This window comes from Romboutsia weinsteinii, from assembly GCF_002250835.2.
Taxonomy (GTDB): Bacteria; Bacillota; Clostridia; order Peptostreptococcales; family Peptostreptococcaceae; genus Romboutsia_A; species Romboutsia_A weinsteinii.
Genome location: NZ_NOJY02000068.1, coordinates 1 through 11,825 on the forward strand (window position 1 = coordinate 1; position 11,825 = coordinate 11,825).

15 protein-coding genes are annotated in these 11,825 nt (G+C 27.0%); 5 read left to right on the top strand and 10 right to left on the bottom strand.

Annotated features, from left to right (window positions below):
• Positions 1-125: 125 nt before the first annotated feature.
• From CHL78_RS17930 to CHL78_RS20875, 4 genes are all read right to left on the bottom strand, one after another.
• Positions 126-524 (bottom strand): zinc ribbon domain-containing protein, encoded by a 399-nt coding sequence (locus CHL78_RS17930; protein ID WP_094367097.1) that lies wholly within the window; start codon positions 522-524, stop codon positions 126-128.
• Positions 518-802, bottom strand: a complete 285-nt coding sequence (locus CHL78_RS17935; protein WP_094367098.1) for a hypothetical protein — start codon at positions 800-802, stop codon at positions 518-520. Before CHL78_RS17935 ends, CHL78_RS17930 begins: the two co-directional genes overlap by 7 nt.
• A 12-nt stretch (positions 803-814) precedes the next feature.
• Positions 815-1,348 (bottom strand): sigma-70 family RNA polymerase sigma factor, encoded by a 534-nt coding sequence (locus CHL78_RS17940; protein ID WP_243446477.1) that lies wholly within the window; start codon positions 1,346-1,348, stop codon positions 815-817.
• 67 nt (positions 1,349-1,415) lie between these two features.
• Entirely contained in the window at positions 1,416-1,580 is a 165-nt protein-coding gene (locus tag CHL78_RS20875; protein WP_158540729.1) for a hypothetical protein, read from the bottom strand.
• Between the two features lie 247 nt (positions 1,581-1,827).
• Here CHL78_RS20875 and CHL78_RS17945 point away from each other — a divergent pair, with 247 nt between their 5' ends.
• The 4 genes from CHL78_RS17945 to CHL78_RS17960 all read left to right on the top strand — a co-directional run bounded on the left by CHL78_RS17945 (position 1,828) and on the right by CHL78_RS17960 (position 4,941).
• Positions 1,828-2,727: a hypothetical protein gene (locus CHL78_RS17945; RefSeq protein WP_094367100.1), complete on the top strand. Its 900-nt coding sequence runs from the start codon at positions 1,828-1,830 to the stop codon at positions 2,725-2,727.
• Between the two features lie 248 nt (positions 2,728-2,975).
• Complete coding sequence (locus CHL78_RS17950; protein WP_094367101.1) at positions 2,976-3,449, top strand: helix-turn-helix domain-containing protein; 474 nt, start codon at positions 2,976-2,978, stop codon at positions 3,447-3,449.
• A 180-nt stretch (positions 3,450-3,629) separates the two neighbouring features.
• Positions 3,630-4,238, top strand: a complete 609-nt coding sequence (locus CHL78_RS17955; RefSeq protein WP_094367102.1) for a CPBP family intramembrane glutamic endopeptidase — start codon at positions 3,630-3,632, stop codon at positions 4,236-4,238.
• A 115-nt stretch (positions 4,239-4,353) separates the two neighbouring features.
• A complete protein-coding gene (locus tag CHL78_RS17960) occupies positions 4,354-4,941 on the top strand; it encodes a hypothetical protein (protein WP_094367103.1) in 588 nt (195 codons plus the stop codon).
• 211 nt (positions 4,942-5,152) lie between these two features.
• Here the strand turns inward: CHL78_RS17960 and CHL78_RS17965 are convergent, their stop codons facing one another.
• The 6 genes from CHL78_RS17965 to CHL78_RS17990 all read right to left on the bottom strand — a co-directional run bounded on the left by CHL78_RS17965 (position 5,153) and on the right by CHL78_RS17990 (position 10,662).
• Complete coding sequence (locus tag CHL78_RS17965) at positions 5,153-6,409, bottom strand: ABC transporter permease subunit (protein ID WP_094367104.1); 1,257 nt, start codon at positions 6,407-6,409, stop codon at positions 5,153-5,155.
• Positions 6,410-6,420: 11 nt separating this feature from the next.
• Positions 6,421-7,296 carry an ABC transporter ATP-binding protein gene (locus tag CHL78_RS17970; RefSeq protein WP_094367105.1) on the bottom strand — a complete coding sequence of 292 codons (876 nt, stop codon included), beginning with the start codon at positions 7,294-7,296 and terminating at the stop codon, positions 6,421-6,423.
• 10 nt (positions 7,297-7,306) lie between these two features.
• A complete protein-coding gene (locus tag CHL78_RS17975) occupies positions 7,307-8,071 on the bottom strand; it encodes a hypothetical protein (protein WP_094367106.1) in 765 nt (254 codons plus the stop codon).
• On the bottom strand, positions 8,049-8,591 hold the full coding sequence (locus tag CHL78_RS17980) for an RNA polymerase sigma factor (RefSeq protein WP_094367107.1): 543 nt from the start codon (positions 8,589-8,591) through the stop codon (positions 8,049-8,051). Before CHL78_RS17980 ends, CHL78_RS17975 begins: the two co-directional genes overlap by 23 nt.
• Positions 8,592-8,740: 149 nt before the next feature.
• Positions 8,741-10,162, bottom strand: a complete 1,422-nt coding sequence (locus tag CHL78_RS17985; RefSeq protein WP_094367108.1) for a VanZ family protein — start codon at positions 10,160-10,162, stop codon at positions 8,741-8,743.
• 206 nt (positions 10,163-10,368) lie between these two features.
• Positions 10,369-10,662 carry a YciI family protein gene (locus CHL78_RS17990; protein WP_094367109.1) on the bottom strand — a complete coding sequence of 98 codons (294 nt, stop codon included), beginning with the start codon at positions 10,660-10,662 and terminating at the stop codon, positions 10,369-10,371.
• A 201-nt stretch (positions 10,663-10,863) separates the two neighbouring features.
• Between CHL78_RS17990 and CHL78_RS17995 the strand changes: the two genes are divergently transcribed.
• A partial coding sequence (locus tag CHL78_RS17995) for a CPBP family intramembrane glutamic endopeptidase (protein ID WP_147295850.1) occupies positions 10,864-11,825 on the top strand: 962 nt, incomplete at its 3' end.

An 11,825-nucleotide genomic window follows, 5' to 3' on the forward strand; every position in this document is an offset into this window, starting at 1 on the left:
TTTCTATACTATCCCCTTTTTCTAGTCCTATAGACATCTTAGTTAGTGCATATACAAGTGCATATGGAATAAATGCTAATAAAAACGCTACTATTACTACACCTATAAATATTTTTTTATGCTTTTTAATTATTTTCATTGTCTAAACTCTCTTTCTTAATTTTATCGCTGCAATATGGGCAGTAGTTCCACTCTTCTTTTAATGCCTTGTGACATATTCTACATTTTTCTTTTAATTTACTACCACAAGTTGGGCAAGAAGAAAAACTACTAACTACTCTTGTTTTACAGTTACTACATTTTTCAGAAAATGCTCTTGTTACTAATAAATATACTATTATTGGCAGTGGTAAAATAATAGGAACAAGTAAAGGTGTAATAGCAAGCATTGCCCATAATACTTTTAATTTATCTCCCCTATTTCTACTGTCTAAATATATCCATACAACCTGTCCTATTCCAAGTGCTAAAACCAAAAACATTACTATAAATAAACTTGTCAAACCTCCACTATTTATTAACATAAACTCTTTTCTCCCTTATCAATTAAAATTAATGATACTACTATTAACACTGCTATATATATTAATAATCCTAATTTTATCATCTTAACTCCACCAAACAATAATACAATTAATACTTGAGCTACAAGTGATGTAATCATCATTAGCGAAAAACATATTATAAGTAATATTTTATTTCTTTTTAATTTTATTTTTTCAGCCTCTTCTACTATATTTAGGGTATCTATTTCTTTTATAATACCTAATTCTTCTAAATTATCATCATTTAAATAATTCATATATGTACCTCCTCAACTTAACAAATCTTTTAATTTTTTGACAGTTTTATGAATTCTTGATTTTGTAGTACCCTGAGATACATCTAGTATCTTTGATATTTCTTCAATTGAATATCCATAATAATGTTTTAAAATAAAAGATGTTCTTTTTTCATAAGGCATATCTTGCAAATACTTTATCGCTTCCTTAAATTTAAGGTGATTTACAATTTTTGATTCTCCATTGTAACTTAGCTCTATTTCTAGACTATCATGTTTTTCTCTTATTTTATTTTTTCTTAGATAATTCTTATGTGTATTTATTGCTATTTGAATTAAATATGTAGAAAATTTACATTCTTCTTTAAATTTATTTATATTTAAAGTCGCTTTTAATAGGGTTTCTTGAACCAAATCTTGTGATAGATGTGTATCCCCTGTCAATTTTATTAAAAATCCATAAACTATTTTATAATTGTCTTGCAGTAATAAATTTAAGCAATATTTATTTCCCTGCTTGGCTTTAGTTATAAGCTCCTTTTCATCCAAAGATTCTAAACACCCCACTTTATCTTAAATGTCTTATTTTACTATACACTACTTAGACACTTACTTTTTTAAAAAGTTCATTTTTTTATAAAAAACTATTATCATCTCTAAGCTTATTTATTTCTAAAATTACATATACTTGATCATCATTTACTTTAATTAAGTTTATATTTCTTTTGTAATCAACTGTAACACTACCATTTTTATTTTTCCTAATATTTCCATATAAAGACAATAAGATATTACCCATACTATATGGACAGTTCCTTTACGTTTAGTAGCTGTTTCAATACAATTTTAGCTGCTAGAGAGTCCTCTTTTTCTAGGGTCTTGAGGGATTTTGAAAGTACAACTCTTTGGGTTATCTCTTATTATAAGTTAAAGTGTAGAGGTAAATATCTGTCAAAGAAAGTTTGTTGAATATTTAGTATTAAGCTAATTTAATCTTGAAAAATGTTATAATACTTAGTAAATAATATAAACAAGGGGGATTTGAATTGAAGAAAGTATATATATTATTAATATCTATTATGATTATAGCTTTAACTGGTTGTTCTTCAAATAATGAAAAATATTCTAATGAGAACTATAAACCAAATTTTAACGAGAATCATAAAGAAGATTCTAAAAAAAATTCTGAAGAAGACTCTAAACAAGAATCTAAAGAATTTGTAAATATTGAAGAAACATACCCACAAAGTATAGAGTATTTTAAAGCAATTGATCAACTTGAAAGCATTGAAAATAAGGGTGATTCTACAACTTTACTAAGAGACCTTCAAGAATACATACTTGAAAAATATCCATATGATTATAGTCAAGCAAAGGATCAAGCCATACTTAATACAGTGGAAGACTTTGGGATTATGGAAAGATTTTTAATTACAAATGAGGATCATATGTTTTATGAAGCAACTAATCATAAAAGTACTATAGGTCTAAATTATTATGTAGAAAGCGGAAATGATTTAAGGACTAATAATATAAAAATTACTACTGATAATTTTCAGATACAAAAGGAAATATGTAAAAATAATAGCAATGAACTAAAGATACATACTATTTATGATAGTATATTAGAAGACTTAGAAAAAAATAGTAATATAGATATAAAAAAGACAGTAAAACAGCTAGAAGAGATTTCTACCGATTCTGAGAAAAAAGAAATGAATGAAGATACTGTAGTCTACCCATTTTCTATTGATAAGGAACATTTATTACTTACATATTCAAAAAACGAGGGCAAAATTACTAATCTACGCTATAGTAATATGGAGTCAGCAGATTATGAGAGTGTTTATGTTAAGGATGGTAAGGTAGAGATTAGTATTATATTTAATAAGCTAAAAGATTTATCTGAGCAAAAGAAGTTATTTGATAAGGTATTAGGAATTTAAAATGATTAGCTTTTCAGATATTTTTTGTCGTGTTTTACTAGAGACATCAAATAATTTCTTAGGAAATAAATAAAAGTGAAAACGTTTAAATTTAGCCATGTAAAATACTTTTTACAAAGTAATTTAGCTATATTACTATCGTCGTAAAGAATATTTACAAAGATTTTTTAGATTAATTTTGATAATTGTCCTATAATTAAATTGTGTAAAAAAACATATCAATATAAAAATATTAAATGTAAAAGACTTTGAATAGAACTATTATCTCAAACTGGGAAAATAGTAAGAGCTATCCAGACTTACAAAGTTTATTGTTGCTTAGTGATTATTTTAAAGTTTCCTTAGATGAATTAGTTAAAGGAGATGTAGTTGATATAAAAAGTGAATTAGAAAGAAAACAAATGAAGAAAATGAGTTATGCTACAACAATACTATTTGTTTTAGCACTTATATCTTTAACTATGACAAAGGTCTTTGGTATTATGCCGTTTTTAATTCTTCAGTCTATAGCTATAATAATTTCATTTAAGATTGAGAGATTTAAGAAAAACAAAGATTTAAAGACTTTTGAAGAAATACTTGCTTATATGGATAATAAAGAAATCCCTTATACAGATGAAGATAGCAGAAAGCGAAAAATTATTTTTCAAGAAGTATCTTTTATTCTAGCTATTTTTATGATAGTTATTATATTATGGTTGCTTTGGAAGTCTGTACTTTAAATAAAAAAGCCTTAGAATCAACTCTAGGGCTTTTTTTCGTATGCAATAATCTCACCACTCGATTATAATTGAGTTCTTTATATATATGTAGAGTTAATGTATTTGAAAAAGTAAAAAGATACAAAATTCACAAAAGATATATTCACAATGCTATAATAATAGTAAAAAAGGGGGAAATATATGGATTTTTCTAATATTGGATTTGTGGTTCGTGGGACTATCATGCAACTTATTTTGTTTATGTCTATACCTTTTGTTTGGTGGACACTTAAATATAGAAAAGAAAGTTCATTTTTTAGGTGGATGGGAGTATATAAACCAAGTGTTAATAAAACCATTAATAGTGCAATATATATAATAATTTTATACTGCATAATTTGGATTTTACTTCATTCATCAATGGTATCTAAGCTTATTGGGGATGGAGATGGATTATTTTATAAAATGGGTTCAAAGGCTATAATACCATGTTTTATAGTAGCCTTTTTTCAAAATGGATTATGTGAAGAGTTATTTTCTAGAGGATTTTTACTTAAAAGACTTTTAACTAAATTTAGTTTTACATATGCTAATATTCTTCAAGCCTTTTTATTTGCTATGCTGCATATAGCAATAGGTGGCAGTGGGCTACCATTGTTCAATGCTGTTGCACTTGTAATAAAAACATTTATTGGAGGTTGGATTCTTGGATATATTAGTGAAAAAGAATTTAGAGGCTCCATTATTCCAGGTGTTATTCTTCATGGATTAGGTAATTTTATTACTTATTTGATCAATGCATTTTTATAAAAAAAGCTGTTGCTCAAGTAGAACTTTAATCTATATAAAATAATAATATTATAAAGCAATAGAGTAATAATGTAAATTTATAGGGTGGAAAACCTATCTTTTCTTTTGTTGGGAGGTGATTTTTATTAAAAATAAAAAGAATATATTTATAGTAATTGTATTTTTAGGTATTGCATTTTTAGGACTCCAAAACCTAAATTCAGGTAAAAGGAAAATAGCTAATATAGAGTATTATACAATAGCTAATGATTTATCACTTCCTCATGAAATACTAACATTAGACTCAGGAAGAATTTATGAATATGATGATTCTAAGTATATTTCGATAGATCGTAATTCGTTATCAGATATAATTTCAATGACAGATGAAAATGATAAATCTAAATTTGTTGATTTGTTTAAAGGTAAGAAGTGTGTAGTAATTTCTAGCAATGAAATTTCTATGCCTTTTAGGACAGATGATAAAGAGATTTATACAAAGATTAAATATCAATTTAAAAGTATATTTAGACCAGATGAGAATGGAAATTATGAGAAAAAATGTTCACCTGGAACTGGTAAAATATATGATGATGGAATATTTGAGATGATATTTAGATTAGAGAATACAGAGATGTTATTTTTAAGAGGAGAGTTTAATAAGTCTGAAATGAATACAATTAAGTATATATACGATAAATTGTATGAAGAAAAAAATAGATAGCATATGATGATGGATGAAAGATATATAATTACTGTAAAAAAATGAATGTAACTGATGTATATTTGGAAGCTTATTTTACTATAAAGCTCTATTAGACAATTTCATAATAAGTAACACATAAAAATAGCTAGAACTATTGAAATTATTATCAATATCTAGCTATTTTTATATTTCTCCACATTATACTTAATTTCAATGTGATTTATATACGTTATGCTACTTGGTGTTTTTTGAAAACTCGATAAGCAAAAGGAATACAACTAATACTAATTATTAAATAAAGTGTCGTTCTCATTGTAAGTATATCCATCGTAAAACCAGGAAAAGGATAAGATACATAATTTGTAAGATCTATACCAAATACTGGTTGGCATGACATATAAGGAAGTATCATTAAAATATGATTACAAATCCCATTAGTTTCACTAAATTTAAAGAATAATGGCATCATTATTATACAAATCATAATGATTAGAACTGAAAATGCAGTTTTAAATTTTGCTGATAATAATAATGTAATGGACACCATTGCAAACATTACTAAATATATAGTTAAAATACAAATACTTGTTGCCTGTAAAAATGTTAAAGAGTACGGTGTTGTTGAATTTATAATTTGTATTGGTAAGTTCCATCCATCTATTCCAAAAGAGAATAATACTGTTCCTACTCCTACAGAAATATTTATTGTATATACTATAAATGCAAAAATAAATGCTGCTAATATCTTTGCTACTATTAATTTTGATTTTCCATATCTAGCAGATAATATTATATTATCTGCACCTGATTGATACTCTCCTGAAAACATAGGGGCAATACAAATACAAATTGCTATAATGGGAAGTACCATTAGTTCAATACAGCTAAATACAGTTATCCACCCCTCATGATATCCATATTCAAATGGTATTGATACGTCCTTATTTTTTTCAATCCAAAAGGATTTTTCTTGATTTGAATAATTCCAATCTTCATAATTGGCATTTAAAATACTAGGTACCTTTTTATCCCTTTGTTCATAAAAGTTAGCTCCATTTTCTATTGGCAAATTCTCTATTTCAGAAAGAGAATAGTCATCAAATTTTGTATTTATGTAATTATTATTAATAAATCTTAAATAAGATAATTTAGGTACTACATTCTTGTTAAAAGTTGAATTATTTAACTCTTTTCTTCCATCATTAATAACAATATTTTTAGGATTATTAAATAGCTCTTGATACTTTAAAATGTCATTTGTAATTCGTTCTTCTGTTAATGTTCCTTTAAGTTCTTCTTGTAACTGCTTTTCTAACTCAATTCCTGAAAAACCTCGCACTTGGTTCCCACCATTATCAAATGATGAAAACTGTACCACTGGAAGTGTAAATAGTATTACTGTTAAAGCCAAGCTCCCTAGTATAACTATTATATTTAATCTTTTCTTTATAATTTTTTTAAGTTCAAATACTAATAAATCTTTCATACTATCTCCCCCTATTCTAATACCATGTCATCAAAGTGATAAAGGTATAAATCTTCAAGTGTAGGTACTACATTGATTGCATTTTCAGTAGGTTTTGTATCATTTACAATACGAAGTGATACATTATCATCACTATCATGCTGTAAGTTTACAACACGATAAGTTCTGCTAAGTATATCTACTTTATTTTTAGGAACAACACATGTCCATACCTTTCTATCTATCTCCTTGGTTACATCCTCTCTTTTGCTATTAATAATTATCCTTCCACCCTTAATCATTAGTATTGTATCTGCTATATACTCAATATCAGAAACAATATGAGTTGAAAGAATAACTATCTTATCCTTTGAAAAACTAGAAATTAGATTTCTAAAGCGTATACGCTCTTTAGGGTCAAGTCCTGCTGTTGGCTCATCTAGTACTAATATCTTAGGGTCATTTAATACGGCTTGTGCAATCCCTAATCTTTGCTTCATACCACCTGAAAAAGTTCTGATTTTTTTATTTGCAACATCTGATAATCCCACTAACTCTAAGAGTTCTTTTGTTTTTAACTTTGCACTTTGCTTATTTATTCCTTTTAATGCTGAAACATAGTTCATAAATTCTTTAGCAGTAAAATCAGGATAATATCCAAAATCCTGCGGAAGGTATCCAATAAGCTTTCGATAATTTTCCCCCAGTGTATCTATATCACATCCATTCAATAATATATTTCCAGATGTTGGATTAAGAACACCACATACCATTCTCATAAGAGTTGTTTTTCCTGCTCCATTAGCTCCAAGTAACCCATACACACCTGGTTGTAAAATAACATCCATTCGGTCAACTGCAATTTTGTTACTAAACTGTTTTGTTAATCTATCAAATTTCAATTCCATCTTAAACCTCCTAAATATGTGTTACATTTATATAATCATATTTTTTATTACAGCTATTAACTAACTTAAAAATCTGCATACCTGAACCAATTATTGATATTAAAAGCATAATGCTCCATATCCATAATGAAGATACTACATATAGTTTAGGTAAAAATGCTGTAGACATTGATACTGTCACCATTATAAAAATACCTAAAGTAAAGCAATAATAGTTACATTCTTTATTTTTAAATCTATTTAATAACCACAAACAGCCAAAACAAGTTACCATAAATGGTACGCAAACATATAAAAATATCGCATATGGATAAAGAGGTGTATTAGTTCCAACAAAAACACATAAAATTGTTATACTTAAAATATCCATAAGTCCTAAGATACTTACACGAGACATCATTACTTGACTCAATGTATACTGTGTAGATAGCTCAATTTCAATAGTTCCATATGTATAAGTTCTTGATAGCTCTGTAATTCCTGATAAGAAAATTAATGGTGCTATGGATGAAATCAAGCTTATTACTTTAATTGACCCAGGGTAATAATATATCCTTAAACCACAAAATAATAGGATTGCAAATTGGATAAGCCATACGTTCTTACGAATAAATCCAAATTGTTGGAAGTAAAACTCCCAAAATGTTAACCCATTATCTTGAGCTTCATTTACCTCTTTACGTACCTTTATAATAGTTTCTTGAATGTTGATAGGATTGGGTATGGGTACCTCTGTGTATATTTTCTTTAAATCATTTTGTAAATTCTTTTTCAATATAATCACTCCCATTTAATTTACTTTTAATTGTTGATAATGCTAAGTTTATCCTATATCGAACTGAAAAGCGTGATTTCCCTGTAATAACTGCAATTTCATTTACTTTTAAATCATGAACATATCTTAAAACTATAACTTCTTGTTGCTCTTGTGGAAGTTGATTAACAATATGTTCAAGTGTTATTTTATCTGTAATATTATTAATTTTTTCGGTGGAATAAGTATCTATAATTTCTTTTGTTGATTCTAAATAATCTGGTCTATGCTTTTTATTACAATTAATGCATAGATTTTTAGCTATAGTGTAAAGAAATGCTCTTGGCTTTCCCCTATCAGAATATGTATTTATATTTCGTATAAAACTCAAAAAAACATCTTGTGTGATATCTTGTGCATCTTCACTATTTCCCAATTTCCAGTAACAGTACTTATAAATAGCATCATAATTTTCAGTAACTATTTTCTCACCTATATCTGCATACCCATTCTTAATCTTTCTAATAGGGTTCAATAACACATCCTCACCTCCTCATAATGTATAACAATGCTAAAACCAAAAATGTGCAATTTTTTTATTTTTATTAATCAAAATAAAAATAGCACAAGAATTATCTTGTGCCTTATATTTGCAAGTAAAGCTGATTAAGTTATATTACCTCTATAACCCTATTTAAGTGCAGGTATTAATATAACTGGCTCTATATCTGTATATTTTAAAGTAAACTCATACACTGGCTGATAAAATCCTTTGCTATCCATATAATAACTCAAATTAACATCTTTTATATCAATTTTAAGATTCTCAATCTTAGAATTATTATCAATTAAATAAAACCTAAACTCTCCATTTAAAATCTTATCATATGCTTCTTGTTCAGATATAATCTCATACTCTTTATACTTTTCATATGGGATAATATTATTAGTAAAACCAGTCACAACATCACTATCACTAATCGTACATGTAAATTCTCCATCAAGATAATTCCCGTCTACTTCAACCATATCTACTGATATAGTATAATTACCATCTCCATCATTTTTAAAATCAGCTTTTTCTGGTAACTCAATATCAAAGTTTTTTACCAAAGTTTTTACTTCTTCATAGCTTAATCCATCTTTTCCCTTACTATCATGCCCCGTAAAATCGGAGTACCATGTTGTAAGTCCTGCATAATTTACCCACACTGAATAATTCCCATCTGATGAACGATATACTATCGTGTCATCATAAACATTATTTTGAGATTCATCTATTTGAGCATCTACTGCTCTAAACACTTCATTTGCTACTTTTAGTGTATCTTCACTAGATCCAACAGGTGCTTTGTACACATATGCTTTATCTGATTTATTCTTAAACTTTAGTTTTGTATTTACATTTATATTTGACATATCCTGCCTATAGATATATGAAATATCTAAGTTCCCTAATTCTTGTTTAGAATAATTTATAAATACCATTCCAAATGCTATGATTGTAGCAAATAATGGTATTTGAAGGCTTGTTAGTTTTAAACTTTTATTCTTTGATTCTTTTTTCTTATCAATAAAACATAATATAAAAATCATCACTATTCCATATCCTATAATACAGCCTAGTGTATTATTAAATATATCATCAAGTTCAAATATTCCTTTTCCAGTTACAAGCTGTATTAATTCTAAAAACACAGTAGCTAAAAATCCTACAAGATAGGCTACCCAGTATTTTCTACATTTCTTAAATATCAAAGGTAAAAGTATTCCAAGTGGAACAAACATAAGTATATTTAAAATTATATTTCTCCATTCTACTTTGGAAAAGCTGTTTAGTGCCCCTTTATAAGAGCTAAACAAGTGTAAATTTATATTGCCACCATATCCTGGAGTTCTTATTCCAAGAGTTGCTCCTAACACTACGATAATGTAAATTAAAAATATAGCCCATAGTGCTAATTTGCTTATTTCTAGTTTTTTAGTTCCTTTTAGAACTTTCTTATATACTACAAAATACCCAACTAAAAATAGTATTGCTATTAAAAAAGCTACAATACTCCCCACAACTAAGTATTGCCTTGCTATTTGTATAACTCCTGAAATGCTCATATTTCCCCCTATTTAACTATCTTTATTTATGTATTAATTTATAACAATTATTTACAAATTTAGTATACAGTATTTTAAAATATATTCCAAATCATACTTCATAGTAATAAGTCTTTTATCTAAAAAAATATAGAGGCTACGGTGTATAATACCATAACCTCTAATAATTTTAATAATTAATAAATCTCTCTCTATCAAGTCAAAAGTTAATTAAACCATTCACTAGGTGATTGATTAAAGTAATGAGGCGAAAATTCTATGACCTGATAATCTTGTATACCATAAAGTTTAAACGGTTCTTTAGATAAATAATCCTCTACTTTTTCAATAGACTCTGCCTTTATAACAAATATGCCACCACTCATATTTGATTTAAGTCCAGACATTAATATTAATCCTTCATCCATTGCCCTTTGAGTATAAGCCATGTGTTCTTTCATAGTATTTTCGCCAATTGGATTTTGATTTTTTAGTATACCTTCAACAATAAAATATTTCATTATTCGCTCCTTAAACTTGTTATGATAAATATATTTAACTAATCTTTTATTAGTAATTGTTAGCTTGTTTGAAATAATAAATACCCTTAAAAATACATTTAAAACTTAACACTATAGTTACAAAATAAGTAAATATAGCATATAGTCACTTATTTTATGATATTATTTTATCAAAGAGGTTAATAATTAAGGGGGATTATTATGTGTTCTGATATTAAAGTTATAAAAAAAGAAGTAAATGCATTTTTGTTAATCAATTTTGGGCTTATCGCTCTTGTATCTGTGTTTATCTTTATTTCTACCACAAAAGCAAATAGCGCTAGTTTTATATCAAACTTTGCTGTATTATTTATGTATATTCCTGCTTTTTCGGTTATTGTTGTTTTGAAAAGAATTTCTAATTACAGTTTTTCTTCAAGAGTAGATAAATTTTTTAGGGTTTTTGCTATAACTACACTTGCAAGAATAGTTATATCTATAGTTGAAGTACTTTTAATCGGAAATATCTTTATTTCTTCAATTGTAGATACAATTGTATCTTGTTATCTTGTATTTGTTGTTTTTATACATGGATCTGACTTTGAAGTTTTAAATTTATCTTTAATTAAAAATTTCAAAAAGGTTTTATCTGTAATACTAATATTCTTAGTAATAACTATAGTTGGAAGTATTCCTAGCTTTCTATCCATAAAAAGCAATCCAATAGATATTGCAAATAATACTGTAATAGCTTCAATAAGCCTAGTTATTAATTTGTTTTTTGGATTTAATTTATTTTTTGGTGAAGAGTTTGGGTGGAGATACTTCTTACAACCTAGACTACAAAAGCTTTATGGAAAAAGGTTTGGTGTAATAATATTAGGATTTATCTGGGGAATTTGGCATTTACCACTTTGTATAACACTTTATAGTCCCGAAACACCACTTTATTGTATTATTAGTCATGTATCTTTCTGTACATTTTTAGGAATATTCCTAGGATATGCTTATATGAAAACTAAGAATCTTTGGACTCCAATACTAATTCATTTGGTAAATAATTCTCTTGCTGTTATACTTGGCGGTGGATATGAGACTATATTTACACCTGAAGCACTTTTCTGGGGTATTATAGGTAACGCCATAATATTCTTGCCATTTTTACTTACTAAGGAGTATAAAGA